Raw genomic sequence first — 26,337 nt, 5'->3', positions numbered from 1 at the left:
CGGCGTACACAAGGATGTGGTCGTGAGCGCGATCCCGACGAACATCCCGCACGGGCAGACCGCCCGCCGCTTGGAGTGGACCCACCTGCCACCTTTCCTGCGGTCCTCGATCGAGAAGCGGCTCGGCGGTGGGCCGGTGGTCTCGGCGCAGTCGCACGGGGCCGGGTTCACGCCGGGGTTCGCCTCGGTGCTGACCTGTCAGGACGGCTCCCGGCACTTCGTGAAGGCGGCCTCCGCCAAGGCGCAGCGCGACTCCGCGGCGCTCTTCCGTGAGGAGGCGGCGAAGCTGAAGAAGCTCGCCGGCTGGGTCCCCGCCCCGAAGCTGAAGTGGTTCGACGACGGCGAGTGGGTGGTCCTGGCCTTCGAGCACGTCGAGTCCCGGCTACCGTCGCGGCCCTGGACCCTCGCCGATCTCGAGCTCGTCTCGCAGGCGCTGGTCGAGACCGCCGCCGCGCTCACCCCCGCCCCCGGCATCGGCTGGCCGACCTTCGCCGAGGAGCACGCCTCCTACCCCGCCCTGTGGGACCGGGTCGCCGGCTACCCGCATGCCGACCGGGCGGCCTCGCTCGCAGCGGGCTTCGCCGAGCACACCACCGGCGAGACGCTGGTCCACCTGGACGTACGCGACGACACCGTCCTCATCCGCCCGGACGGTGGTGTTCTGCTGGTCGAATGGACCTGGCCGGTCCTCGGCGCCGACTGGATCGACTCGCTCCTGCTGCTGCTCGGGCCGCGCGGCGACGGCCTCGACGCCGAGGCGTTCCTGGCCACGCATCCGCTGCTGTCGAAGGCCGCGCCGGAGGCCATCGACTCCGTCCTGGCCCTCTTCGCCGGCTACTTCCTGGCCGCCGCCGACCAGCCGGTCAAGACGACCTCGCCCCACCTCCGCAGGATGCAGCGGTGGCAGGGCGAGGTGTGTCTGGACTGGCTGACTGAGCGCCAGGGGTGGGCCCAGGACGTGGCTCAGGACCCGGCGTAGAACGCGTCGATGCGCGCCTGCTCCTTCGCCTCGACCACGTTGCGCTTCACCTTCAGCGACGGGGTCAGCTCACCGCTCTCGACGGTCAGGTCGTGCTCGAGGATCTCCCACTTCTTGATGGTCTCCCAGCGGTTGAGGCCCGCGTTGAGCTCGTCGACATAACCACCGATCAGCTCACGCACCTGCGGCGAGGTGACGATCTCCTCGTAGGACTTCCCCTCCAGCCCGTGGGAGGCGCCCCATGCGGTGATCGACTCGGGGTCGAGGGTGATCAGCGCGGTGACGAAGTTGCGGTTGGCACCGAAGACCAGGAACTGGCTGGAGTAGGGGCACAGCGCGGCGAACTTCGACTCGATCGCCGGCGGCGCGACGTACTTTCCGCCCGAGGTCTTGAACAGCTCCTTGATCCGGCCGGTGATGGTGATGTAGCCCTCCTCGTCGATCGAGGCCTTGTCACCGGTGTGGTACCAGCCCTCGGCGTCGAGCGCCTTGGCGGTCTCCTCGGGCAGGTTGTGGTAGCCCGGCATCACGTGCGGGCCGCGGATGAGCAGCTCGTCGTTGTCGCCGATCTTCACCTCGCTGCCCGGGAACGCCTTGCCAACGGTGCCGAGCTTGTTCTCCTCCAGGGTGCCGACCGCCGCGCCGGCAGCGTTCTCGGTCGAGCCGTAGCCCTCCATGATCAGGATCCCAGCGGCCCGGAACCACTCGGCGATGTCACGGTTGAGCGGGGCGGAGCCGGAGATGAAGAAACGTACGCGGCCACCGAAGCGGTCTCGGACCTTGCTGAGCACCAGCTTGTCGAGCACGGCGTGCTTGAGCGCGACCGAGGTCGGCACGGACTTGCCCTCGCGCAGCAGCCGGTCGCGGGCGATGCCGTTGGCGAAGGCGGCGTCGAAGAGCTTCTTCTTGATGCCGCCGTCGGCCTCGGTCATCATCACGATCCTGGAGTGGACCTTCTCGAAGATGCGCGGGGCCGCGCCCATGAAGGTCGGCTTCACGATGCCGAGGTTGTCGACGATCTTGTCCATCCGGCCGTCGATCGCGGTCGGGAAGCCGCAGGCGATCTGGATCGAGAGCAGCACCTTGCCGAAGACGTGGGACATCGGCAGCCACAGGAACTGCAGGTCGTCGGGGCCGAGGACGTCGCCCCGGACCCGGACGGCCTCGCCCTCGTAGACCCAGGCGCGGTGGAGCAGGCGCACGCCCTTGGGCCGGCCGGTGGTGCCGGAGGTGTAGACCAGCGTGGCCAGGTGGTCCGGGGTGATCTTGGCGGCGGTCTCCTCGATCAGGTCCGGGTGGTCGGCGAGGTACTTGTCGCCGATGGCCGCGAGGTCGTCCAGGCCGATGACCCGCTCGCCGTCGGTCTGGCCGTCGAAGGTGATGACCTTGACGATCTCGGGCAGGTCGGCGGCCTTCTCGGCGATCTTGGCGAGCTGGCTGTCGTCCTCGGCGAAGACGAAGCGGCACTCGGCGTCACCGAGGATGTAGGCGGTGTCCTCGACGTTGGTCGTCGGGTAGACCGTCGTGGTGGCGCCGCCGGCGAGCATCACCGCGAGGTCGGCGATGATCCACTCGTAGCGGGTGGTCGAGGCGATGCCGACCCGCTGCTCGAGGTCGAGGCCGAGCGAGACCAGACCCGCGGCGAGGCGGCCGGCCAGGTCGCTGGCCTCCTTCCAGGTCAGCGACTTCCACTCCTCTCCGCCTGCCTCGGTCGTCGAGCCGACCACCGGATAGCGGAACGCCTCCGCATTCGGGGTCGCCTTGACCCGGTTGAGGAAGTGAAGGGCGAAGTTCGCCGGCATCTCGTCGAGGAATGCGAGATCGATCGCGGACTGGGTCGGCATGATTCTCCTGGCCTGCAGTGTGTGCGTGGGGGTGAACGGTGGGCGGTAAGCACGAGAGGGACCGCGCGGGGGACCCTAGACGCTGGAGCCGAGCCGCAACAGGGGGTTCCGCCGGAAATCTCGTGACCGAGATCACCACAGCCTACCCCGGAGTAGCTAGGTGAGGTACGGCGATTTGAGGCCAAACGACGCGAGTCTGTAATCTTGACCGCAAGCGTGTTCGCGTAGGCCTCTCCCCTCTCATTTCCCCGAGGGGCCGGATTGAGAGCTCGCACCACCACACGTCGAAGCACTGGAGATCATTCACCCATGGCGAACATCAAGTCGCAGATCAAGCGCAACAAGCAGAACGAGAAGGCGCACGAGCGCAACAAGGCCGTCAAGAGCGAGCTCAAGACCGTCATCCGCAAGTTCCACGCCGCCGCTCAGGCCGGCGAGAAGGACGCCGCGGTCGAGACCGCCAAGGTCGCCACCAAGAAGCTCGACAAGGCCGCCTCCAAGGGCGTCATCCACAAGAACCAGGCCGCCAACCGCAAGTCGGCGATCGCCAAGAAGGCCGCCTCCCTCTGAGGCACCTTCTCTGACAAGCCCCGTCCTTTGGGACGGGGCTTGTGTCATTTCTGCCGAGGCGTCACGTACGTCGGCCGAGTGGGCACCGTGTTGACGGCTCGACCGACCGGAGCGACGTCTCGACCGACCGGGGTGACGCCTCGACCAACCGGGTTGACCCCTCGGCCAACCGGGTTGACCCCTCGGCCAACCGGGATGAGACCCCTCGACCAACCGGGCTGACCCCTCGACCAACCGGGCTGACCCCTCGACCAACCGGGCTGACCCCTCGACCAACCGGGATGAGACCTCTAGACCACGGGCTGACCCCTCGACCAACCGGGCTGACCCCTCGACCGACCGGGGTGACGCCTCGACCAACCGGGGTGACGCCTCGACCGAGGCTCGGCCGACCGGGGTGACGGCTCGGCAGACGGGGGCGAGGGCTCGGCGGACGGGGTGAGGTCTCGGCGTGGTTGTCAGCGCTGGCGGAGGGCGGCGATGGTGAGGACGAGACGCTCGAGCGTGTACGCCGGGTCGCTGGCCGCGCCCTTGAGGTCGGCGTCGGCTCGGGCGACCGAGCGGAGGGCCTCACCGATGCCTTCGCGGGACCAGCCGCGGGCGAGACCCGCGATGGACTTCTGCTTCCAGGGAGGGGTGCCGCTGTCGCGGATGCCGGCGACATGGTTGGCGACGGTGCGCAGCTGGCCGGCCACGGCGGAGAGGACGTAGACCGGCGAGGAGCCGGTGTCGAGGGCCCAGCGGATCTCCTCGAGGGCCTTGACCCGGTCGCCGGAGATGATCGCGTCGGCGATCACGTAGTTCTTCACCTCGGCCCGGCCGCCGAAGTACTGCTTCACGTGCTCCAGGCCGAGTCGCTTCGCCTCGTTGTCGCCGGCGAGCTGGCTCGCCGCGGCCGCCAGAGCACGAAGATCCTGGCCGACCGCCTGGATCAGGAAGTCGGCGCCCTCCTCGTCGATGCTCGCTCCGTGCAGCCGCAGCTCGGCCTTCACGAAGCTGCCGAACTCGCGCGCCTTGAGCTCGACGGACTTGTGCTCGGTCACCTTCGGGAGCTTGCGGAGCTTGGCGAGCGTGCCGCTGCCCTTCTGCCCACCTCCGTGGACGAGGACGAGCGCGACCTCCTCCGAGGGCATCCCGGCATACTCCATCAGACCCGCGACCGACTCGTCCGGCAGGTTCTCCAGGTTGCGCACCACGACGCAGCGGATGCTCGAGAAGAGCGAAGGTGCACTCAGCTCGCCGAGCGTCGCCAGCGTCAGGTCGGCAGCGGTCGCCTCGGAGACCTCGGCCTCGGCGTCGTAGGCCTTCACCGCGGCCTTTGCCGCTACGACCGTACGCTCCCCCAGGAACTCTTCCTTGCCGGTCACCAGCGTCACCCGACCCAGGACGTCGGAGGCAGACAGGTTGCCGGTGGGGCTCGGTGCGGAGGCGGTGCGTGCCATGCTCAAACCCTCCCACACGGCACCGACATCCGAGCCTTGGCCGGCGCTTGCGTCGGCCAAACGCGAGGAGGTCGAGCGGGTCGAGACCAACGCTAACGCGTAACAGCCGCTGCCTCACCTCCCGACTCGACGACCGCGACCGAGCCGTCACGGTCGGTGCGGTAGACCTTGGTGCCGCTCTCCTCGAGCCCCCGGACCGTGACGGTGGCCGGATGGCCGTAGTCGTTTCGCGCACCGACCGAGGTGAGTGCGATCTGCGCGTGCAGCGTACGCAGCCAGTCGAGGTCCTGGTAGCGCGAGCCGTGGTGAGGCACCTTGAGGACGTCGATGTCGAGCCCGGCCAGGTCATCGGCGAGCTGGTCCTGTCCCTCCGGCTCGATGTCGCCGGTCAACAGCAGACGCAGGCCGCGGGACTCGACGAGCAGGACCACGCTCGCGTCGTTGGCCGTGGAGCCGTCCCCAGGCCCTCGGGTGTCGGACTCACCCGTGGGCCAGAGCACCTGGATCCGCACCTCGCCGATGGTGGTCGTGGCTGCGTAGGGAGCCGGAACCGGCACCACTCCGGCCCTGCCGGCGGCCTCCCCGAGGACGCGTACGCCTCCGGGCGGGTCCTGCAGGCGCGAGGTCCACAGCTCACCGACCCTGCGTCCGGCGAAGACACCTTCGATGCCGTCGACGTGGTCGGCGTGGAAGTGGGTGATCACCGCGAGCGGCACGTCCTCGATCTCGAGGCGGTCGAGGCAGTCGTCGACCAGCGCCGGGTCGGGGCCGGCATCCACGACGACGGCACTTCCCGACCCGGTGCGTACGACCAGGGCATCTCCTTGTCCCACGTCGCACATCACCAGCACCCACCCCGCCGGGGGCCAGCCAGGGCTCGGCAGCCGCACCAGCGCGACCGCGAGCAGCACCAGGCATCCGGCCACCCCGGTGACCGGATGCCGCAGGACCCGAGGAGCGAGGAAGGCGATCGCGGCACAGATGACCACCAGCACCGCCAGGGCTGTCGGCCCGGTCGCCCACCCGACCTCCGCGGTCGGCAGACCGGCACCGAAGCGGGCCACGGCGATGATCCAGGCGACGCACCAGGTGGCGATCGTGCCCGCGACCATCCCGAGCGGATCCCACACCAGCCCGAGCAGACCGCCCAGGAGACCGAGCACCGTCGCGGGTGCGACGGCGGGCTCGACGAGCAGGTTGGCGAGCACCGCGACAAGACTGACCTGGCCGGAGATGGCCGCGACCACCGGGGTGCAGGCCAGCTGCGCCGCTGCCGGGACGGCGATCGCCTCCGCGCACCACTGCGGCATCCAACGTCTCAGGGCATCACGCCAGGGTGGCCCGAAGAGCAGGATGCCGGCCGTGGCCAGGACCGAGAGGGTGAACCCGATCGAGGTCGCCAGCCCCGAGTCGATCAGCAGCAGCCCGATCACCGCCGCGCCCAGCCCGCGCAGCGCTCGCTGCCGTCCGTTGTGCGTCATCGCGAGCAGTCCGACCGCGCCCATCGCGGCGGCCCGCACCACACTCGGCTCCGTGCGGGCGAGCACGATGAATCCGAGGATGCCGAGCACCCCGACGGCGTACAGCCATCTTCCCCGCACCCCGGACCAGCGGGCGACGATGAGCAGGAACCCCACCACCAGGGTCAGGTTGGTGCCCGAGACCGCGAGCAGATGGGTGAGCCCGGTCGTGCGGAAGTCGTCGGCGAGGTCGTCGGAGAGGCCGGTGTCATCGCCGTCGACCAGCGCCGGGACCAGGGCCGCCTGGTCGGGCGGCCGGTGCGCCACCGCGTCGCGGATCGAGCCACGCAGCGTCTCCGAGGCTCTCCACCAGATCCCCGGACCCGCGACGACCCGTGGCTCCCCGGCGATCAGCAGCGCGGACTCCTCGTGCGAGTCGCTCCCGCCCAGGCGCCCGGTCGTCGACACCGTCGTCCCCAGCGGGATGTCCGCCCATGTCTCGTCGCCGAGCACGACCACCGGCGTACGCAGCCGGTAGACCACCCCACGGCCCCTGATCTCCCGCACGCTGGCGCGCCGGAGCTGGTACGTCGCGTGCTCGCCCCGCACCTCCTTCGGGTCGGTGGTGATGGTGGCCACGACCCGCACCTGCGCCTTGCGCGCAGCCAAGTCCACCACCGGGTTGTCGCTGACGCGGGCGGCGTGCAGGCCCGCGACGACCGCCACGCCGGCGGTCATCAGCACCAACGCCAGCGCGGTCGGGCGCCGCTTCCGTGCGGCCCAGCCACCGCCGATGCCGAGGCCCGCGGCCAGGAGCACGAGCAGAACCACCCCGGGCCTTCCTCCTGCCACCACGACCGGCCCGGCCAACGCCCCCGCCCACGCACCGGCCCCGAGAAGCGGCAGTCGCAGGTCGTTCACAACGTGACCAGCGGTGCCAGCGAGTCAAAGGTCTTCGGCCCGATCCCGTCGACCTCGAGCAGCTCGTCGACGGAGGTGAACGCGCCGTTGGTGGTGCGCCAGTCGATGATCGCCTGCGCCGTCACCGGTCCCACGCCGGGCAACGTCTCCAGCTCTTCCATCGAGGCGGCGTTGAGGCTCACCATCGTGCCGGGCGTCCCAGCCACCGGCGCGCCGGAGCCGGGTGCCGCGACGCCTCCGGCCGCGTTCGGCGCACCGACCACGATCTGCTGACCGTCGCTGAGCAGCGCGGCGAGGTTGAGTCCGGCGAGGTGCTTGTGAGATGCCCCGCCTGCGGCCTCGACCGCGTCCACCACCCGCGAGCCGACCGGCAGCACGACAATGCCGGGCTTGGGCACCTTGCCCTCCACGTCGACCGTCACCGTCCCGGCCGATGCTCCGCCCGACGGCACCGCGGCCGTGCTCGGGGGCGGAGCCGAGCCGCTCGGCAACGGAACCAGTGGCGAGGCCGAGGGCGAGGCCCGGGCGGCCGGCACCACCTCCGGGTCGGCGCGGATCATCCACCAGCAGGCCACCGCCAACCCGGCGACCAGCACCAGCGAGACGACCACGAGATGCCAGGGACCTAGGCTCACCCGTCCGCGCAGCGGCTCCGGCAGCACGGCGTCGGGCGAGATCACGACCTGACGCCGCGACGCGTGGCGTCCTGGGACCGGCACCAACGGGTCCAGCTCCCCGGTGTCGGTCGCACCCGGCCCGTCCCACCACGGCGGCTGCCAGTCCTCCTCGCCCTCGTCCTCCTCCCCCGGCGGGTCGAGCTCGGCGCGCAGCTGCTCCAGCCGCCGGGCCACGGCATCGGCGTGATCAGAGGTCGGTCGGGTCCGCATGACGCCGAAGGTATGCGCCTACGCCGACACTTCCGAGCGCGTTCTCAGCGCCTGTGGACAACTCGATCCTCAACCGTCCCTGTGGACGGTGATCGGCCCGAAATCAGCCCAGGATCAGAGCTTGGGCCCCACGACGACCGCCACGCACCCCGGCCCGACATGCGCACCGAGCACCGCACCGAGCTCCCCGACACGTACGTCGCCGTTGATCTTGCCGTCCAGCTCGGCGGAGAGCCCCTCGGTCATCGCGGCCGCCCGGTCCGGGCTGCCCAGGTGGGCGACGACGACCTCGACGGCCTCCGCATCCTCACCCGCCTCGGCCCCGAGCGCCTGCAGCCGCGCGATCGCCCGCTCAGCCGTACGCACCCGCTCGTGCGGCACGACCCGCCCCTCCTCGATCGTGAGCAGCGGCTTGACCGCCAGCGCCGTCCCGAGCAGCGCGGCAGCAGCACCGATCCGCCCGCCCCGGCGCAGATACTCGAGGGTGTCGACATAGAAGTAGGAACGCGTCGCAGCGACCCGCGACAACGCGGCCTCGCGCGCCTCAGCGGCGCTCCCGCCGCGCCCGGCCACCTCCGCGGCAGCCAGCACCGCGAACCCGACCCCGGGTCCGACCAGCCGCGTGTCCACGGTGATCACCGGCACCGGAGCCTCCCGCGCGGCGAGCATCGAGGACTCGCACGTCGCGCTCAGCTCCGCGGAGAGGTGGATGGAGACGATCTCCTCGAAGCCCTGCGCCGCCAGCTTCGCGTACACCTCGCCCAGGAGCGCCGGAGAGGGCCGCGAGGTGGTCACCGTCTTGTGCGCTGCCAACGCCGCCAGCAGCGCTTCGGGCGACGTCTCCTCCGCCCCGTCGTCGTACGACGTCCCATCCACGATCACCTGCAACGGCACCGATGTGATCAGCTCCGCGGCATCCCCGAGATCGGATGGAAGCATCGCGGTCGAGTCGGTCACGATCGCTACCCGGGCCATGTCAGAAGCCTACAGATCGACCCATCGGGTCGACACCACGTGCCGACCCGATCAGGTCGATCGGGGGCGATCAGACGACGATGTTGACCAGCTTCGGCGCGCGGACGATGACCTTGCGTACGGTCTGACCCTCGATCGCAGCCGCGATCGTCGGGTCGGCCAGCGCGGCGGCCTCCAGGTCGGCCTCGGAGATCGAGGGCGAGACCTCCAGGCGCGCACGCACCTTGCCCTTGATCTGCACGACGGCGGTCACGGAGTCCTCGACGAGCAGGTGGGGCTCGACCGCCGGCCACGCGACCCGCGCAACCGTCGGCTCGTGCCCCAGACGCTCCCACATCTCCTCGGCGGTGTAGGGCGCGACCAGCGAGAGCAGGATCGCGACCGTCTCCGCGGCCTCACGTACGGCGGGGTCGGCGGGGCCGACACCGGAGTCGATCGCCTTCCGGGTCGCGTTGACCAGCTCCATCACGCGAGCCACGACCACGTTGAACCGGTAGGACTCGATCAGCTGCTCGGCCTCGGCGATGGTCTTGTGAGTCGTACGCCGCAGCGCGACGTCCCCACCGGACACATCCACACCCGGCGCCGACGTCACGTCCCCGGCCAGGCGCCAGGCCCGCTGCAGGAACTTCGCCGAGCCACCCGGCGAGACGTCGGCCCAGTCGATGTTGTCCTCCGGCGGGGAGGCGAAGACCAGGGTCAGGCGGGTCGCGTCGACACCGAACTCCTCCAGCACGTCGCTCAGGTTCACGCCGTTGCCCAGCGACTTCGACATCTTCTTGCCGCCGTTGATGACCTTGCCCTGGGACAGGTAGGCCGAGAACGGCTCGTCCCAGTCGATCAGGCCGATGTCGCGCAGCGCCTTGGTGAAGAACCGCGAGTACAGCAGGTGCAGCACCGCGTGCTCGTCGCCACCCAGGTAGAAGTCGACCGGACCCCACTCGCGGGCCAGCTCAGGAGAGAACGCCTGGGTCTCGTCGGTCGGCGACAGGTAGCGCAGGAAGTACCACGAGGAGTCCACGAAGGTGTCCATCGTGTCCGTGTCACGCGTCGCCGGACCACCGCACGTCGGGCAGGTCACGTTGACCCACTCCGTGGCGGCCGCCAGCGGCGAGACGCCCTTCGGCTTCAGGTCGGCACCCTTCAGCTCGGGCAGCTGCACCGGCAGCTCGGCCTCGGGCACCGGCACCTCGCCGTCGACCGGGCAGTGGATGATCGGGATCGGCGCGCCCCAGTAGCGCTGCCGCGACAGCAGCCAGTCGCGCAGCCGGTAGTTGATCGTGCCCTTGCCGTGGCCCTCGGCCTCCAGCTTCTCGATGATCTTGTGGATGCCGCTCGCCTTGTCGGCGACGCCCTCCAGCACGGCTGAGTTCACGTACGCACCGTCACCCGCGGTCGCGACGTACGTCTCCTCGGGGTTGTCCGCGCCGGGCACGTCCACGACGCGGCGCACCGGCAGCGAGAACGCCTTGGCGAAGTCCAGGTCGCGCTGGTCGTGGGCCGGGACGGCCATGACCGCGCCGGTGCCGTAGTCGGCCAGCACGTAGTCGGCCGCCCAGACCGGGATCTGCTCGCCGGTGACCGGGTTGGTCGCGGTGACGCCCAGGTCGACACCGGTCTTGGGACGGTCGGTCGCCAGCCGGTCGATGTCGGAGGCCTTGCGTACGTCCTCCAGGTAGCTCTCCAGCGCAGCCGCCCGCTCCGGCGCCACGATCTCGGCAGCCAGGTCCGCGTCGGCGGCGACGACCATGAAGGTCGCGCCGTAGAGCGTGTCGGGACGGGTGGTGAACACGGTCACCGTGCGCGTCTCGCCCGAGGTCAGCGCGATCTCGAAGTCGACGTGCGCGCCCTCGGACCGGCCGATCCAGTTGCGCTGCATGTTGACGACCTTGCCGATCCAGGTGTCCTGCAGCTGGTCCAGGCCGTTGTACAGCTCCTCCGCATAAGCGGTCGTGCGGAAGTACCACTGCGTCAGGTCACGCTTGGTGACCGTCGCGCCGCAGCGCTCGCACTCACCGTTGACGACCTGCTCGTTGGCCAGCACGGTCTGGTCGTTGGGGCACCAGTTGACCGGAGACTTCTTGCGGTAGGCCAGGCCGGCCTCGTACAGCTTCAGGAAGATCCACTGCGTCCACTTGTAGTACTCCGGGTCGGAGGTGTGCAGGCGGCGCGACCAGTCGAAGGAGATGCCGTAGCGCTTGAAGGACTCCGCCTGGGTCTCGATGTTGGCGTAGGTCCAGCCGGCGGGGTTCTCGTTGCGCTTGATCGCCGCGTTCTCGGCGGGCAGGCCGAAGGAGTCCCAGCCGATCGGGTTCAGGACGTCGAAGCCCTTCAGCCACCAGTAGCGGGCCAGCACGTCGTGCAGCGCGGTCACCTCGGCGTGACCCATGTGCAGGTCGCCGGACGGGTAGGGGAACATCGTGAGCGCGTAGCGCTTCTCGGCTCCCTCGCGCTGGCCGGCCTTGAACGGCTCCAGCTTCTCCCAGATGGGGCGCCACTTGTCCTGCAGCTCCACGACGTCGTACGTCGCCTGCTCAGCCTGCTCCTGCGTCATTGGTCTTTCGTCCTTGTCGAGAATTCGATGCGTCAAGATTGCTTCTGAAACAGAAGAACCCCTCACATGGAGGGGTAGCCGCGTGACCGGGGTGTGTCCCTCAGGGTCAGCGCGGCTGCCTAAGAAGCAGGACAGACGACTGCATGTGTCCAGGGTAGCCGACCACGGCGTCCATCGTCATTCGCGACCCCGCCCCCAGGCGTCGCGGGGCTGGGCCGGAGGACCCGGAAAGTACGGTCCAAATCCTCTGGTCTAGTACTTTCGATAGTCCATGAGTTCCGCCCTGCAGATCGACCGACAGAAAATAGCCTCGGAGGGGCCTTCACCTATTGCGACCGCGTGTCTGAGCGTGCCAGACTGGCGGCGCTCCGCTGCTCGTGATGTCGGTCGTGAATGAGGACCCCCCCATCTCATCCAAGGAACGCTCCGAGCAGCGGAGTCCAAGTTTTAGAGCATTTGGGTCATGTGCGACAGCCGGCCCGATGGCTAACGTCGCCCCGTGGAAAGCGCCAACGAGCGACACGGGGCCGCGCTCGTCGGCCGTGACCCGGAGCAGGCTCGCCTGACCGCATTGCTGCGCCGTACGCGGAACGGCAGCGGCGGGTCGATCGCGGTTCTGGGCGAGCCGGGCATGGGGAAGACGGCCCTGCTCACGACGGCCACCGCGGGCACGACTCTGCGCGTGGTCCGGGTCGACGGGTACGAGTCGGAGTCGGACATGGCCTTCGCGGCGGTGCAGCGGCTGGTGACCAGCCTGCGTGCGGAGTGCGGGACCCTTCCGGACCAGCACCGGCAGGCGCTGCTCGTCGCCTCGGGCGAGGCCGACGGCCCGCCACCCGACCGCTACCTGGTCGGCCTCGGCGTGCTCGGGCTGCTGGCCGCGGCGAGCACCGAGCAGGGCATCGTCTGCACGATCGACGATGCCCACCTGGTCGACACGGAGAGCCTGGACGCGCTGGCGTTCGTGGCACGCAGGATCGCCGTGGAGCGCGTCGCCGTGGTGTTCGCCGGGCGTGAGGAGGCCGCTCTGGCCGAGCATCTCGGCGGCGTACCCCAGCTCGCCCTGACCGGCTTGGACACCGAGGCGGCCGTACGCCTGCTGAACCGCGCGGCGACGGAACCGCTCCCGCCGTCGATGGCCCTCGCGATCGCCCAGGCCACCGGCGGCAACCCGCTCGCCCTGATCGACCTCGCCGGGGAGTCGCTGGTCCACGAGCTGCCCGACCTGGGCATGGCCGGCGAGCCCGTCCCCGTCGGCCGTCACCTCGAGGCCCACTACGTACGTCAGGTGCGGCAGGCCGACGACGCGGTCCAGACCTGGGTGCTGCTGGCCGCGGCCGACTCGACCGGCAACATCGACCTGCTCACCGCGGCGGGCACCGAGCTCCACCTCACCCTCGATGACGCCGACCGCGCCGAGCTCGCCGGGCTCGTCCAGCTCACCCCGGACGTACGGTTCCGCCATCCGCTGGTGCGCTCGGCCGTCTACAACGCGGCGACAGGGGTCGACCGCCGCCGGGTCCACCGGGCGCTCGCCCACGCCGCCGACCGGTCGGGCCTGGTCGAGGCGGAGGCGTGGCATGCCGCCCGAGCCGTCATCGGGACGGACGAGGCCGTGGCCGAGCGGCTCGACCGGACCGCCGAACAGGCCGCCCGGCGTGGCGGTCTGGCCTCCAGCGCCCGTCTGCTCGCGCGCAGCGCAGACCTCAGCCCGCCGGGCGAGGCGCGCGCCGCGCGGCAGGTCGGTGCGGCCGAGGCGGCCCTGGCCGTCGGCGCCGCACATCTGTCGCAGCGGCTCATCGACGACATCGACGAGGCCTCCGCCGGGCCGGTCACCCGGGGTCGCGCGCTGACGACCCGCAGTGCGCTGGCCCTGCTCCGCGCCGAGCGGACAGGGGTGATGAGCGGCGCGGCCGACCACCTGCGGGCAGCCGACCTCTTCCACGGTTTCGACGACGTACGCGAGCAGGACGCCCTGCTCCGCGCCTTCGACCGGTGCTCGAGCGCCGACCGGCTCATGTCCGGGGTGACGCGGGCGGAGCTGGGGCATCGGATGCTCGCGGGCGCCGGTCGCAACGGCCGCTGGGCGGTCGTCCTGCGCGGTCTGGCCGCCTTGATCCTGGAGCCGTACGACACCGCGTACCCGAAGGTTCGCGCGGCGTACGACGCGGTGCTCGCCCTGCCCGATGAGGAGGTGATGTACTTCGGTGCCGTGATCGCCGGCCTGGGTGGCTATCTGTGGGACGACGGGAGCCGGGCGGCCGGCCTCGACCGTGCCGCGCGTGCCGCACGCGACCGCGGCGCCCTGCTCGTGCTCGACGCGCTGCTCTGGATCATGGCCCTCTCCGAGGTCTACGGCGGCTCCGTGCGGCGCGCGAACCGCTGCGTGGAGCTGAACCGGGAGGTACGTGTCGCGATGGGCTACGAGGACGCGGTCGTGCCCAACGTCGCGGTGATGGCCTGGTCGGGCGAGCCTCGCGAGCTGGTGGAGGCCGTGGCCGACAGCGCCGGTGCGATCGGGTTCGGCGGCGTACGCTCCTCGGGGATCGAGGGCCTGGTCGCCCGCGATCTCGCCGACCGGCGCTACCAGGACGCCTACCAGCGCCACAAGCCGCTCATCGACGACCCGTTCCTCCAGGTCACCCCGCTGTGGTACGCCGACTTCGTCGAGTCCGCCGTACGCTCCGGCCACCCGGACGAGGCGCAGCGCGTCGCGCAGGACCTGGCGGGCCGGGCCACGGTCAACGGCATGCCGTGGTGCGAAGGGGTCGCCGAGCGCGCGCTCGCCCTGGTGAGCCCGGACGAGGAGGCCGAGGCCCACTACCTCGCCTCCGTCGCCGCCCTCGACAAGACGCTCGCCGAGTCCGAGCTCGGCCGCTCGCACCTGCTCTACGGCGAGTGGCTCCGTCGCGCCCGACGCCGTCGCGAGGCCGGTGAGCAGCTCCGGCTCGCGTTGCGCCATCTGCGCCACAGCGGCGCCGAGATCTACGTCCCACGGGTGCTGGCCGAGCTCGAGATCCTCGGGCTCCGGCCCGACGACGACCCTGGCTCCGAACCCCGGCTCGACCTCACCACCCAGGAGCACACGATCGCGCGGCTGGCCGCGTCCGGGCACACCAACGCCGAGATCGCGGCCAACCTGTTCATCAGCCCCAACACCGTCGACTACCACCTGCGGAAGGTCTTCCAGAAGCTGGGCATCTCCTCCCGCCGGCAGCTGTCCGACAGGCTGAACGGCTAGGGCAGGTCGGGCTAGACGGATAGACGCAGCGGCTCGCCCGGCGTCGCCCACCGGAAGCGACCCGCGGTCTCCCGGGTCGCGGTGTCCAGATCGGCCAGGATCCGGTCGCGGCCCTGACGGAAGTGCGACCAGCCCTCGTAGTGCACCGGCACCACCGTGACCGGGTCCAGCAGGTCGCACAGCACGACCGCGTCGCGCCCGCCCATCGTGTACGCCAGCGGCCCGGTCACCGGGAACCCGACCCGTCCCAGATGCAGCACCGCCGTGCCGACGTCGATCCGCGCCGCGACCTCGCGCAGACCGTCGTAGAGCACCGTGTCACCCGAGAACCAGACGGCTCCGTGCTCCTGTCCCGGCCAGGTCAGGGAGAATCCGATGACGTCACCGACGATCGGCCTGCTGCCCCGGACCCCGTGACGCGCAGGGGTCGCGGTGACCGTGATCGTCGGGCGGCCCTCGGCCTCGAGCACCGTGGTCTGCCAGGGACGCAGGCCCCTGACCTTTCGCTCGCCCAGGCCCGACGCCGTGAGCCTGGTGGCGCCCGATGCGGTCGTGACCACGACCCCGGCGTCCGGCAGCAGTGCCCGGCCGGCGTCGTCGAGGTTGTCGGCATGGTGGTCGTGGGTGAGGAGCACGGCGTCGACCTGGCCGATCTCGGTCGCGGGGATCGCCGGACCGGTCGTCTTACGCGAGGACGTACCCCAGCCGAACCGGTACGTCCGGCCGGGGGCGTCGAAGGTCGGGTCGGTCAGGATCCGCCACCCTGCCACCTCCAGGAGCGTCGTCGGCCCGCCGACATGAGTGAGGGTGAGGTCCATCGCGCGGCCTCAGGAGGCGCTGGGCTCGGAGGCGCCCCGCTCTCCGGCGTGGGCGAGCGCCCACTCCAGCGCGTGGTCGGCGATCTCCTCCCACCCGGGACCCGCCACCATCAGGTGCGGCCGGCCGTCGTACGTCTCGTGCTCGGTGAGGGTGCCCTCGCCCTGGTAGTGCTTGGCGTTCGACGCCTGCACGGCCGGGGGCATGATGTGGTCCTCGGATCCGGACAGGAACAGCAGCGGCGCGCGGTCGGCATTCTTGAAGTCGACCCAGGCGCCCTGATGACCGGGCTGGAAGTTGGCCAGCACGGAGTCGAACAGTACCCGGCCCGAAGCCGGGATGTGGTAGCGCTCGTAGAACGCGAGCGACTCCTCCTCGGTGTAGGTGTTCGTGAAGGCGTACGTCCACTGCTCGGCGTCGAACCCGACGGCCCGGTGGTGGTTGGCCGGGTTCTTGAGGACCGGGAAGACCGAGCGCAGCTGGCTCCACGGCGTGACCCGTACGCCCTCGGTGGGGGCGGAGTTGAGCACGACGCCCGCGGCGCCGTGGCCGTGGTCCATCACGACCTGCGTGAAGGCCCCACCGGCCGAGTGGCCCATGATGATCGGCTCGCTGTCGAGGGTGTCGAGGAAGGCATCCAGGTGGGCGACGATGGCTTCCAGGGTGAGATCCGCGATCGGCGTCGGGTCGGCGCGGAGCGCCTCGACCTCGACCTCGAATCCGGGGTAGGCCGGGGTGTGCACGGTGAAGCCCTTGGCCTCGTACCGCGCCTTCCAGTGCTCCCAGGAGCGTGGGGTGACCCAGAAGCCGTGGATCAGGACGATGGTGTCCGGAGTGGGCATGGTGTTTCCTCTCGATGGTCGGTCGGGCTGGTCAGCGCGCCGTCGAGCGCGCCGCGTTATGGACGACGTCGGCCACGAGGCCGGGGTGGCTGATCATCACCGCGTGGGAGGAGTCGACCGAGACCGTTCTCGACCCGGCCCTGGCGGCCATGGCACGCTCGGCCTCCGGCGGGATGATCCGGTCCTGCTTCGCGACGACGTACCAGCTCGGCAGGTCCTCCCAGGCGGGCTCGCCCGACGGGGTGACGAGCGCGGCGAGCGCGCCCGGTCGCTGTGAGGCCGCGAGGAACCGGGCCTCGTCGCGCGGCAGATCCTGCGCGAAGCCGCGCGGGAACCAGGCCGGGTCGATGTAGGCGTCCATGTCGCCGGGCTGGGCGCCGGGGAAGGGCCTGGTGACGAGGTGGTCGGCCACCTCGGTGTGGCCGCCGCCGAGCTCGTTCATCGCCAGCACGTTCTCCCCCTCCGCCGGCGCGTACGCGGCGACGTAGACCAGCGCGGTGACGTCCGGGTCACCGGTCGCGGCGTTGGTGATGACCGCGCCGCCGTAGGAGTGACCCACGAGCACGACGGGGCCGTCGATCGTGTCCAGGAACAGCCGTAGGTACTCGGCGTCGGACAACGGGCCGCGCAGCGGGTTGGAGAAGGCGAGGACCGGGTAGCCGCGGTCGGTCAGCCTGTCGGCGACGCCGGCCCAGCCCGAGGAGTCTGCGAAGGCGCCGTGAACGAGCACGACGGTCGGCTTCGGCGCCGGGGCGTGCCCGCGGCTGGTCAGCGCATCGGCCGACGGGGCGAGGGCGATCACGGCTGCTACGAGAACGGCCAGCAAGCCGCTCGCGCGATGTGTGAAGGACATGGTCTGGCTCCTGCTCTGGGGGCTGGGACGCTCCGATCGTCCATCGCGCGACGCCACCTCCGAACCACGTAGGGCACGTAGTCCGAGCGGGACTACGCGGTGCACGTGGTCCGGGGCCAGGGGTGGCCGGGTCAGGCTCGAGGGGACAGATCCCGTCCGACCGTGGGAGGAACCCGATGCCTTACATCACCGCCGACGACGGCGCCCAGATCTTCTACAAGGACTGGGGCGACAGCGGAAGCCCCGTGCTGCTCAGCCATGGGTGGCCGCTCAACTCCGACGCCTGGGAGGCCACCGCGCTCTTCCTCGCCCAGCACGGCCACCGCGCCGTCGCCCACGACCGCCGGGGCCACGGCCGCTCCAGCCAGACCTGGTCGGGCAACGAGATGGACACCTACGCCGACGACCTGGCCGGCCTGATCGACGCGCTCGACCTGCGCGACCTCACCCTCGTCGGGCACTCGACCGGTGGCGGCGAGATCGTCCGGTACGTCGGTCGGCACGGCACCTCCCGCGTCGCGCGGATCGTCCTGGTCTCGGCGGTGCCGCCGCTCATGCTGCGCACCGAGGACAACCCCGACGGGCTCCCGATCGAGGTCTTCGACGAGATCCGCGCGGGAGAGGTGGCCAACCGGGCCCAGCTCTATCGCGACCTGGCCGACGGCCCGTTCTTCGGGCACAACCGGAACGGCGACGTCCCCCAGGGCTTCCGCGATGCCTTCTGGCTCCAGGGCATGGCCTCGGGGCACCGGGGCGCCTACGAGTGCATCGCCGCCTTCTCGGCCACCGACTTCCGGCCCGACCTGGCCAAGATCGACGTGCCGACGCTGGTCGTGCACGGCGACGACGACCAGATCGTGCCGATCGGGGTCGGTGGCAGACGCTCGGCCGACCTGATCGACGGTGCGGAGCTGAAGGTCTACGAAGGCTCGAGCCATGCCCTGCCGGACACCGACCGGGACCGTCTGCACGCCGACCTGCTGGCCTTCATCGACGGCTGAGCGGCCGCTACGGCACCCGTGCCCGCCAGGCCAGGGTGCCGTGCTTGGTCTCGACCAGCGCCGCGGCCTCCTCGATCGTGGCCTGATCGAGGCCGACGTACGCCGCCCCGAAGCTCTGCTCGAACTCGGCCAGCAGCGCCTCGATGACCTTGTCGCGGCTCAGCCCGGTCTGGGAACGGATCGGGTCGACACGCTTGGCCGCGCTGCGGGTGCCCTTGTCGGACATCTTCTCCCGGCCGATCCGGAGCACCTCGAGCATCTTGTCGGCGTCGATGTCGTAGGCCATCGTGACGTGGTGCAGCACGCCGCCCGGGATCCGCTTCTGGGCGGCCCCGGCGATCTTGCCGACCGGGGAGGCGATGTCGTTGAGACCTGCGTAGGCGGCCTCGATACCGACGCTGCGCAGGCCGCGCAGCACCCACTCGTCGAGGAAGGCGTAGGACTCCTGGAAGGACATGCCTGCCACGAGCGTGTCGGGCACCGCGAGGCTGTAGGTGATCGTGTTGCCCGGCTCGATGAACATCGCGCCGCCACCTGAGATGCGGCGTACGACGTCGATGCCGTGGCGCTCGGCGGCGGCCTCGTCGACCTCGTTGGAGAGCGACTGGTAGCTGCCGATCACGACCGCGCTGCTCGCCCAGTCCCAGAACCTCAGGTTGGGGGCGCGGCGGCCCTCGGCGACCTGGCGGACGATGACCTCGTCGAGGGCCATCTGCATCGTCGGCGACAGCGGGCCGGTCTCGACGATCTCGAGGTCGAGGTCGTCCCAGGTCGTGGCCCTACCGAGCGCCCGCAGCACCGTCAGGGCGATGTCGCGGGTGCCGAAGCCGACCAGCTCGGCGTCACGGGCCGCGGCGTCCAGCTCCGCGGTCAGCTGGTCGAGGGACACCTCGACGGACTGCCCCTCCAGCGCGGCGGTCAGCCACCCCAGCGCCTCGTCGGGTTCCAGGAAGAAGTCGCCCGAGAGGACGACGTCGATGATCGTGTCAGCGGACACCGTCGCGTCGACGACAACCAGCTTGCCGCCGCGTACCTTCCGCTCGCCATGCACTCGTTCACTCACAATTCCTCAACACCGTCCCCGCGCCGATTCATCCCCTGCCGAGGCGTCACTCCCGTCGGCCGAAGCGTCACCCCCGTCGAGCGAGACGTCACTCCGGTCGGCCGAGACGTCACTCCCGTCGAGCGAGGCGCCACTCCCGTCGGCCGAGACGTCACTCCCGTCGAGCGAGGCGCCACTCCCGTCGGCCGAAGCGTCACTCCCGTCGAGCGAGGCGCCACTCCCGTCGGCCGAAGCGTCACTCCCGTCGAGCGAGACGTCACTCCCGTCGGCCGAAGCGTCACTCCGGTCGAGCGAGGCGTCACCGCATGCCCATTCGGCCGACAGAAGCGACGCTTCGGCCGACGTACCTGACTCTTCGCCCGACCTACCTGACTCTTCGGCCGACGTACCTGACTCTTCGCCCGACCTACCCGACGCTTCGCCCGACCTACCTGACGCTTCGCCCGACCTACCTGACGCTTCGCCCGACCTACCTGACGCCTCGCCCGACGTAGACGCCTCGCCCGACGTAGACGCCTCGCCCGAAGTACCTGACGGCTCGGCCGACGTAGCTGACGCCTCGGCAGGGGGGTCAGACGGCGGCGGCGCAGGAGCCGGCGGTGTCGGCCAGGCGGGTCAGGCCGGCGGGGCCGACCAGGGGGCGAGGGTCCTCGGTGAGGGTCCAGGCACCGTCGACGAGGACGTAGTCGCCCCGGACGTCACCGGCGAGAAGGGAACGTACGCCGGCGACCAGCCGGTCCACGTCGGCGACCGAGGTGCCGATGCCGATGCTCGCGCGGACAGCGCCGGCGGTGAGCCCGAGGCGCTTGAGGAGCGGCTGGGCACAGAAGCGGCCGTCGCGTACGCCCAGGCCGTGCTCGGCGGAGAGGTAGGCCGCGACGCGACCGGGCTCGATGCCGTCGACGGTGAACGTGACCACACCGACCGGCTCGTCGGAGTCGGGCCACAGCCGGATGACCTCGACTCCGCCCAGCGCGGACAGGCCGGCCACGAGGCGCCCCCTCAGCGACGCCTCGTGGCGGTCCAGCTCGGCGACCGAGAGGCCGTCGAGAGACGTACAGGCGGCCGCGAGCGCGGCGGCGCCGATGACGTTGGGCGAGCCGCCCTCGTGGCGCGCGGGGGCGGGCTGCCACGTGGTCTCGCCCACCTCCACGTCGTCGACGGCGCCTCCCCCGGCGAGGTAGGGGGTGCCGACGTCGAGCCAGTCGCGGCGCCCGACCAGGGCGCCGGCGCCGTAGGGGGCGTAGAGCTTGTGGCCGGAGAAGGCGACGTAGTCGGCGCCGGTCGCGGCGAGCGAGAAGTGGCGGTGGGCGAGCAGCTGGGCACCGTCGACGAGCACCCGGGCGCCGTGGGCGTGGGCGAGGGTGACGATCTCGCCGACCGGCAGCGCCTCGCCGGTGACGTTGGAGGCACCGGTGATCGCGACCAGGGCGTAGTCGCCGCGAGCCAGCTCGCCGGCGAGGGCGTCGATGGTGCCGGCGAGGCTCTCGCGGCCGGCGATGGCGGTGACGCCGGCCTCGACCCGGTGCCACGGGAGCAGGTTGGCGTGGTGCTCGATGTCGAGGACGAGCACCCGACCGGGTACGCAGCCGGCCAGCAGGTTCACCGCGTCGGTGGTGTTGCGGGTGATGACGGTGACGTCGTCCTCGCGGGCGCCGACATAGGCGCCGATGGTCGCGCGCGACTCCTCGTAGAGCGCGGTCGAGACCTGGGACAGGTAGCCGGCGCCACGATGCACCGAGGCGTACCAGGGCAGGACCTCGGCCACCCGGTCGGCCACGGCCTGCAGCGCCGGCGCCGACGCGGCGACATCGAGGTTGGCGTACGTCGTCGTCGTTCCGTCCAGCAGCGGGACCTGTGTCTTCGAGCCGACGAGCGGAAGCAGGGACATGGGGGCACCCTTCGGGTCATGGCTCCCCCAGGGCCACCCGGCGAAGCACGCGCTTGCCCGCGCCACCTCGGCGAGGGCCTGGTCGTCACCCGGAGCACCCCACCGCGTGGGAGGGTTGCCCGCCAGCAAGCCGGGGCTTCACGCTGGCAGTCGTGACCTTCGCCGGAGATGCTGCCCGAGACCGGGCGCCCCCACCAACTCGTCATCTCGGTTGATGGACGCAGGTCTCAGATCATGGACGCCCGCCCCATGGGTCGCCCTTGTCCTTGCCCTTGCCGTCGCAGGCCCCGAAGAACTCCGCGATCGGGTCACACTCCTCGCCGTCGTCCTTGTCCGGCGGAGGCGGCGGCGCGATCAGCTGCTTCTCGTGTCCGGACTCGGGATCCTGGCCGTCGACGTAGACCGGCTCCGGGAAGTTCTCGACCTCCTTGCCCTCCATCGCCTTCGCCATGATGGCCGCCCAGGTCTCGGTGGGATAGTCGGCGCCGAAGTAGGACGGCATCCAGCCACCGTCGAGCTTCCCCTCGCCGTTGCCGCGCGAGTAGCGGACGGCGGTGGCGATCTGCGGGGTGAACCCGACGAACCACGACGAGCAGACGTACTGCTCGTCGGTGCAGGTGCCGGTGCCGGTCTTGCCGGCGACCGGCCGGCCGATGCTCTGGGCCTTCTGGCCCGAGCCGCTCTGCACCACACCCTGCATCGCGTACGTCACGTCGGCGGCGACGTCCTCGGAGATCGCGTGCCGGGCGTTCTTGCGGCCGTTCCAGCTGTAGAGGACGTTGCCGGCACGGTCGCGGACCTTCTTCACGATGTGCACGTTGTGGCGGTAGCCGCCGTTGGCGATCGTGGCGTAGGCGTTGGCCATGTTGATCGGACTGACATTGGCGCGGCCGAGCGCGATCCGGTCGTCGGTCTTGTGGTCGAAGTCGGTGGTGGTGCTGGGGATCCCCGGGAACTTCGGGGTCGCCTTCGCCGGGGCCACCCCCGCCGCGACGGCGGTGTCGTAGATCGCCTTGCGGCCCTCTTCGGGCCCGCCCATGGACTCGGTCATGTCGATGTAGGCCGTGTTCACCGACTGCTCCAGCGCCTTGAGCATCGTGATGTGCTGGCCGTAGTCCATCCCGTCGGCGATGCCGGCCTGCTCCCCCTCGTTGACGACCGGCGCGCCCGTATAGGTCGTGAACGGCGAGTCACCGGCCCACGTCGACTCCAGCGAGTAGCCCTTGGCGATCGCCGCCGCGGTGGCGAAGACCTTCATGGTCGACCCGGCGTGGCCACCGGTCGCGGCCCAGTTGTGCTGGCTGTCGAGATAGTCCTGACCACCGTAGAAGCCGAGGAGCGCGCCGGAGCCGACGTCGACCGAGGCGGTCGCCACGTGCAGAGCGTTCTTCTGCTCCGGGTCGCCCTTGACGTACGCCTTCCGGTTCTTCGGCTTCACGGTCTTGGCCGCGCTCGCCGACGCCTTCATCACCTTGGGCGAGAGCGTCGCGGTGATCCGTAGGCCGCCGCTGTCGATGTCCTCTTCGGTGAACAGCGGCTTGCCCTGGGCGTTGGTGAGACCGAGCAGCTCGGCCTTGATCATGGTGAGCGCGTGGCCGCGCTGGCCGCCGAGCCGGCTCGGCACCGTCTTCGCGGGGAACTTCGGCAGCTTGTCCTTCACCTTGTCGGCGTCGGCCTGCTTCAGGTAGCCGAGGTCGACCATGCCGGAGAGGACGTAGCGGTAGCGGCCGAGCAGCTTCTCCTCGCCGCGGAAGGTGCTGCTGGCCGGGTCGAAGCCGGCCGGGTTGTTGAGGATCGCCGCCAGCGCCGCGGTCTCCTGCAGCGAGAGGTCCTTGGCCGACTTCGCGAAGTAGGCCTTCGCGGCGGCCTCGATGCCGTAGGCGCCGCGGTTGAAGTAGATCGTGTTGAGGTAGTCGGTGAGGATCTGGTCCTTGCTCTTCTGCCTGGTCAGCTTCAGGGCGATGACCGCTTCCTTCAGCTTGCGGGAGTAGGAGCGCTCGGAGTTGAGGTAGTAGTTCTTGACGTACTGCTGGGTGATCGTGGACGCACCACCCGCGGTGCCCTCGGTGGTGTTGGAGAACGCGGCCCGCACGATGCCCTTCACGTCGACGCCGCTGTTCTCGTAGAACGTACGGTCCTCGGCGGCCACCACGGCGTGCTTGACGACCTCCGGGATCTCGTCGGCGTCCAGCTTGGTCCGGTTCTGGTCGCCCTCCTGGTAGCGGCCGAGCTCGGTCTTGCCGTTGCTGTAGTAGACGAACGAGGTCTCGACCTCGAAGGCGGCGTTCGGGTCCGGCACGTTGATCCGGTTGTACGTCACGATCGCCGCCATCGACCCGATCAGGGCGATGGCCAGGAACCCGACCAGCGCCACCTTCGCCGTCACCTTCCCCCAGCGTCGCCAGCTCGCCGAAGCCCAGGAGGTCGAGGCGGTGGAGGTCGAACCAGTGGTCGAACCCCTGGATGTGGCGCTCCTGGCCGCCGCCCACTTCTCGGCTGCCCAGACCTTGGCCGGCTCGGCGCGGGCGAGCCAGGCCCGGGCGGAGGACGGCTTGGGCGCCGCGCGACGCGCGCCCGGCGGTCTGCTGGGCGTGGTCCGGGGTGGCTCGGCCGCGATCCGCGGGGCGGGCGGAGGCGGCGGCCGCCACGACGGCGGCGGACCGGTCGGACCCTTCGGAGGCTCGGCGCTCCGGTGTTCCATTGCTCCACCTGACCTAGGCGACTGATTGCGGCGGCCGTTGATCCTACCCGGGTGGGTATGACGACGGAGGCCGACCCCATGAGGGGCCGGCCTCCGTGTCGGTCGTACGCGCCGCGGCGTACGACCCTCAGATCCCCATGATCAACGGAGCTTCAGGTCGAAGCGGTCGTTCTCCATGACCTTGACCCACGCCTTGACGAAGTCGTTGACGAACTTCTCCTTGGCGTCGGAGCCGGCGTAGAGCTCGGCGATGGCGCGGAGCTCGGAGTTGGCGCCGAAGACCAGGTCGACGCGGGAGCCGGTCCAGCCGTTGGTGCTGGTGTAGGTCGTCTCGTCGGCGGACGGGGTCCACTGCTGGTCGTAGTCGAGCAGGTTGACGAAGAAGTCGTTCGTCAGCGCGCCCGGGGTCTTGGTGAAGACACCGAGGTCGGAGCCGTCCCAGTTGTTGCCGATCACGCGCAGGCCGCCGGTGAGGACGGTCGCCTCGGGGGCGGAGAGGCCCAGGAGGTTGGCGCGGTCGATGAACAGGAACTCGGAGGGCAGGTTGAGGAACCCGGAGTCGTAGTTGCGGAAGCCGTCGGCCACCGGCTCGAGCCAGGCGAAGTTCTCCTCGGAGGTCTGCTCCTGGGTGGCGTCGACGCGGCCGGCCGTGAACGGCACGGTCACCTCGTAGCCGGCAGCCTTCGCAGCCTGCTCGACACCCACGCCACCGGCGAGGACGAGTACGTCGGCGAAGGAGACCCCGGTCTCGGCGGCGATCTTCTCGAACGCGGCGAGGACCGGCTTGAGCTCCTCGGGCTGGTTGACCTTCCACGACACCTGCGGCTCGAGGCGGATGCGACCGCCGTTGGCGCCACCGCGCTTGTCGGAGCTGCGGAACGTGGCCGCGGCCTTCCAGGCGGTGGAGACGAGCTGCTGAGCGGTCAGCCCGGACTCGGCGATCGCCTTCTTCGCAGCCGCGATCGAGGCGTCGTCGGTGGCGGCCGAACCGGTCGGCAGCGGGTCCTGCCAGTCGAAGTCCTCGGCCGGGACCTCGGCGCCGGCGTAGCGGCTCTTCGGGCCCATGTCGCGGTGGGTCAGCTTGAACCACGCGCGGGCGAAGGCGTCGCTGAACGCGTCCTGGTCGTCCTTGAAGCGACGCGAGATCTCGTCGAACTCCGGGTCCACACGCAGGGCGAGGTCGGAGGTGAGCATGCGCGGCTCGCGCTTGCCGTCACCGAACGCCTCGGGCACCAGGTCGGCGCCGCCGTTGTTCTTGGGCTTCCACTGCTTGGCGCCGGCCGGGGACTCGGTGAGCTCCCAGTCGTAGGCGTAGAGGATGTGGAAGAACTCGTTGTCCCAGCGGGTCGGGTGGTAGGTCCAGGTGACCTCCAGGCCCGAGGTGACCGCGTCGGGGCCGACACCGGTGCCGTGGCCGTTCTTCCAGCCGAGGCCCTGGTTCTCCAGCGGCGCGGCCTCCGGGTCGGGGCCGATCAGGTCGTCGGGGTGGGCACCGTGGGTCTTGCCGAAGGTGTGACCACCGGCGATGAGGGCGACGGTCTCCTCGGAGTTCATCCCCATCCGGCGGAAGGTCTCCTTGATGTCCACCGCGGACTTCAGCGGGTCGGGCTCACCGTTGGGACCCTCCGGGTTGACGTAGATCAGACCCATCTGGACGGCGGCCAGCGGCGCCTGCAGGTCACGGTCGCCGGAGTAGCGCTCGTCGTCGAGCCAGACCTTCTCCGGGCCCCAGTAGACGTCGTCGTCGGCCTCCCACACGTCCTCGCGCCCACCGGAGTAGCCGGCGGTCTTCAGACCCATGGTCTCCAGCGCGACGTTGCCGACCAGCACGAACAGGTCGGCCCAGGAGAGCGCCTGGCCGTACTTGGCCTTGACCGGCCACAGCAGGCGGCGGCCCTTGTCGAGGGAGACGTTGTCGGGCCAGGAGTTGAGCGGCGCGAACCGCTGCTGACCGCTGCCGGCGCCACCGCGGCCGTCGTGGCTGCGGTAGGTGCCCGAGGCGTGCCAGGCGAGGCGGATCATGAACGGGCCGTAGTTGCCGAAGTCGGCCGGCCACCAGTCCTTGGAGTCGGTCAGGACGGCGGCGATGTCAGCCTTGACGGCGTCCAGGTCGAGAGCCTCGAAGGCCGTCTTGTAGTCGAAGTCGGGGTCGACCGGGTTGGCCGCGGGGTGATGCTTGGCCAGGATCTTCAGGTTCAGCTTGTTGGGCCACCATTCCTGGTTGGCGCTGCCGACGGTCGGGTGAACGCGGCCGGCGTTCATGACCGGGCACTTGCTCACGGACTCTTCAGACATCA

At 70.5% G+C, this 26,337-nt stretch carries 17 protein-coding genes and 1 riboswitch; of the genes, 4 read left to right on the top strand and 13 right to left on the bottom strand.

The window, feature by feature from the left end; translation table 11 throughout:
- Nucleotides 1-22: 22 nt before the first annotated feature.
- Nucleotides 23-979, top strand: a complete 957-nt coding sequence (locus ACZ6WN_RS22965; RefSeq protein ID WP_465867905.1) for a hypothetical protein — start codon at nt 23-25, stop codon at nt 977-979.
- Here the strand turns inward: ACZ6WN_RS22965 and ACZ6WN_RS22960 are convergent.
- Nucleotides 964-2,823 carry an AMP-dependent synthetase/ligase gene (locus tag ACZ6WN_RS22960; RefSeq protein WP_465867903.1) on the bottom strand — a complete coding sequence of 620 codons (1,860 nt, stop codon included), beginning with the start codon at nt 2,821-2,823 and terminating at the stop codon, nt 964-966. The genes ACZ6WN_RS22965 and ACZ6WN_RS22960 overlap by 16 nt on opposite strands.
- Before the next feature lie 309 nt (nt 2,824-3,132).
- Here ACZ6WN_RS22960 and rpsT point away from each other — a divergent pair, with 309 nt between their 5' ends.
- Complete coding sequence (rpsT, locus tag ACZ6WN_RS22955) at nt 3,133-3,393, top strand: 30S ribosomal protein S20 (RefSeq protein WP_465867901.1); 261 nt, start codon at nt 3,133-3,135, stop codon at nt 3,391-3,393.
- A gap of 458 nt (nt 3,394-3,851) precedes the next feature.
- Here rpsT and holA read toward each other — a convergent pair whose 3' ends face one another.
- The 5 genes from holA to leuS form a co-directional block, all read right to left on the bottom strand.
- Nucleotides 3,852-4,835 carry a DNA polymerase III subunit delta gene (gene holA, locus ACZ6WN_RS22950; protein ID WP_465867899.1) on the bottom strand — a complete coding sequence of 328 codons (984 nt, stop codon included), beginning with the start codon at nt 4,833-4,835 and terminating at the stop codon, nt 3,852-3,854.
- Between the two features lie 92 nt (nt 4,836-4,927).
- Nucleotides 4,928-7,126 carry a ComEC/Rec2 family competence protein gene (locus ACZ6WN_RS22945; protein ID WP_465867898.1) on the bottom strand — a complete coding sequence of 733 codons (2,199 nt, stop codon included), beginning with the start codon at nt 7,124-7,126 and terminating at the stop codon, nt 4,928-4,930.
- Between the two features lie 86 nt (nt 7,127-7,212).
- On the bottom strand, nt 7,213-8,103 hold the full coding sequence (locus ACZ6WN_RS22940) for a helix-hairpin-helix domain-containing protein (RefSeq protein WP_465867896.1): 891 nt from the start codon (nt 8,101-8,103) through the stop codon (nt 7,213-7,215).
- A gap of 114 nt (nt 8,104-8,217) precedes the next feature.
- On the bottom strand, nt 8,218-9,078 hold the full coding sequence (locus ACZ6WN_RS22935) for a DegV family protein (RefSeq protein ID WP_465867895.1): 861 nt from the start codon (nt 9,076-9,078) through the stop codon (nt 8,218-8,220).
- A 70-nt stretch (nt 9,079-9,148) separates the two neighbouring features.
- On the bottom strand, nt 9,149-11,632 hold the full coding sequence (gene leuS / locus ACZ6WN_RS22930; RefSeq protein WP_465867893.1) for a leucine--tRNA ligase: 2,484 nt from the start codon (nt 11,630-11,632) through the stop codon (nt 9,149-9,151).
- 499 nt (nt 11,633-12,131) lie between these two features.
- On the opposite strand from leuS, the gene ACZ6WN_RS22925 reads away from it, so the two are divergent.
- Nucleotides 12,132-14,873, top strand: a complete 2,742-nt coding sequence (locus ACZ6WN_RS22925; protein ID WP_465867891.1) for a helix-turn-helix transcriptional regulator — start codon at nt 12,132-12,134, stop codon at nt 14,871-14,873.
- An 11-nt stretch (nt 14,874-14,884) separates the two neighbouring features.
- On the opposite strand, the gene ACZ6WN_RS22920 is transcribed toward ACZ6WN_RS22925, so the two are convergent.
- The 3 genes from ACZ6WN_RS22920 to ACZ6WN_RS22910 are packed head-to-tail and all read right to left on the bottom strand — an operon-like array spanning nt 14,885 to nt 17,384.
- On the bottom strand, nt 14,885-15,691 hold the full coding sequence (locus tag ACZ6WN_RS22920) for an MBL fold metallo-hydrolase (RefSeq protein ID WP_465867889.1): 807 nt from the start codon (nt 15,689-15,691) through the stop codon (nt 14,885-14,887).
- Between the two features lie 9 nt (nt 15,692-15,700).
- A complete protein-coding gene (locus ACZ6WN_RS22915) occupies nt 15,701-16,531 on the bottom strand; it encodes an alpha/beta hydrolase (protein ID WP_465867887.1) in 831 nt (276 codons plus the stop codon).
- 31 nt (nt 16,532-16,562) lie between these two features.
- Complete coding sequence (locus tag ACZ6WN_RS22910) at nt 16,563-17,384, bottom strand: alpha/beta fold hydrolase (RefSeq protein WP_465867886.1); 822 nt, start codon at nt 17,382-17,384, stop codon at nt 16,563-16,565.
- 176 nt (nt 17,385-17,560) lie between these two features.
- On the opposite strand from ACZ6WN_RS22910, the gene ACZ6WN_RS22905 reads away from it, so the two are divergent.
- Nucleotides 17,561-18,385 (top strand): alpha/beta fold hydrolase, encoded by an 825-nt coding sequence (locus ACZ6WN_RS22905; RefSeq protein ID WP_465867884.1) that lies wholly within the window; start codon nt 17,561-17,563, stop codon nt 18,383-18,385.
- Between the two features lie 7 nt (nt 18,386-18,392).
- Here ACZ6WN_RS22905 and ACZ6WN_RS22900 read toward each other — a convergent pair whose 3' ends face one another.
- The 4 genes from ACZ6WN_RS22900 to katG form a co-directional block, all read right to left on the bottom strand.
- Nucleotides 18,393-19,448, bottom strand: a complete 1,056-nt coding sequence (locus tag ACZ6WN_RS22900) for a lipoate--protein ligase family protein (protein WP_465867883.1) — start codon at nt 19,446-19,448, stop codon at nt 18,393-18,395.
- A 571-nt stretch (nt 19,449-20,019) separates the two neighbouring features.
- Nucleotides 20,020-21,339 (bottom strand): aminotransferase class V-fold PLP-dependent enzyme, encoded by a 1,320-nt coding sequence (locus tag ACZ6WN_RS22895; RefSeq protein ID WP_465867881.1) that lies wholly within the window; start codon nt 21,337-21,339, stop codon nt 20,020-20,022.
- 44 nt (nt 21,340-21,383) lie between these two features.
- Nucleotides 21,384-21,497: riboswitch (SAM riboswitch) on the bottom strand.
- 74 nt (nt 21,498-21,571) lie between these two features.
- The gene (locus ACZ6WN_RS22890) at nt 21,572-24,040 is read right to left on the bottom strand and encodes a transglycosylase domain-containing protein (RefSeq protein ID WP_465867880.1); all 2,469 of its coding nucleotides are present in this window, start codon (nt 24,038-24,040) and stop codon (nt 21,572-21,574) included.
- A gap of 141 nt (nt 24,041-24,181) precedes the next feature.
- Entirely contained in the window at nt 24,182-26,335 is a 2,154-nt protein-coding gene (gene katG / locus ACZ6WN_RS22885; protein ID WP_465867878.1) for a catalase/peroxidase HPI, read from the bottom strand.
- Nucleotides 26,336-26,337: the final 2 nt, after the last annotated feature.

The sequence above is a fragment of the Nocardioides sp. NPDC054178 genome (assembly GCF_055585005.1).
Note: the sequence above shows the minus strand (reverse complement) of the source record. Positions and strands in the feature narration are given on the sequence as shown.

What these genes read in the sequence shown, in the direction of transcription:
- ACZ6WN_RS22960 (WP_465867903.1), bottom strand. Translation starts at nt 2,823, where the DNA reads ATGCCGACCCAGTCCGCGATCGATCTCGCATTCCTCGACGAGATGCCG.
- rpsT (WP_465867901.1), top strand. Translation starts at nt 3,133, where the DNA reads ATGGCGAACATCAAGTCGCAGATCAAGCGCAACAAGCAGAACGAGAAG.
- holA (WP_465867899.1), bottom strand. Translation starts at nt 4,835, where the DNA reads ATGGCACGCACCGCCTCCGCACCGAGCCCCACCGGCAACCTGTCTGCC.
- ACZ6WN_RS22940 (WP_465867896.1), bottom strand. Translation starts at nt 8,103, where the DNA reads ATGCGGACCCGACCGACCTCTGATCACGCCGATGCCGTGGCCCGGCGG.
- ACZ6WN_RS22935 (WP_465867895.1), bottom strand. Translation starts at nt 9,078, where the DNA reads ATGGCCCGGGTAGCGATCGTGACCGACTCGACCGCGATGCTTCCATCC.
- leuS (WP_465867893.1), bottom strand. Translation starts at nt 11,632, where the DNA reads ATGACGCAGGAGCAGGCTGAGCAGGCGACGTACGACGTCGTGGAGCTG.
- ACZ6WN_RS22920 (WP_465867889.1), bottom strand. Translation starts at nt 15,691, where the DNA reads ATGGACCTCACCCTCACTCATGTCGGCGGGCCGACGACGCTCCTGGAG.
- ACZ6WN_RS22915 (WP_465867887.1), bottom strand. Translation starts at nt 16,531, where the DNA reads ATGCCCACTCCGGACACCATCGTCCTGATCCACGGCTTCTGGGTCACC.
- ACZ6WN_RS22910 (WP_465867886.1), bottom strand. Translation starts at nt 17,384, where the DNA reads ATGTCCTTCACACATCGCGCGAGCGGCTTGCTGGCCGTTCTCGTAGCA.
- ACZ6WN_RS22905 (WP_465867884.1), top strand. Translation starts at nt 17,561, where the DNA reads ATGCCTTACATCACCGCCGACGACGGCGCCCAGATCTTCTACAAGGAC.
- ACZ6WN_RS22895 (WP_465867881.1), bottom strand. Translation starts at nt 21,339, where the DNA reads ATGTCCCTGCTTCCGCTCGTCGGCTCGAAGACACAGGTCCCGCTGCTG.
- ACZ6WN_RS22890 (WP_465867880.1), bottom strand. Translation starts at nt 24,040, where the DNA reads ATGGAACACCGGAGCGCCGAGCCTCCGAAGGGTCCGACCGGTCCGCCG.
- katG (WP_465867878.1), bottom strand. Translation starts at nt 26,335, where the DNA reads ATGTCTGAAGAGTCCGTGAGCAAGTGCCCGGTCATGAACGCCGGCCGC.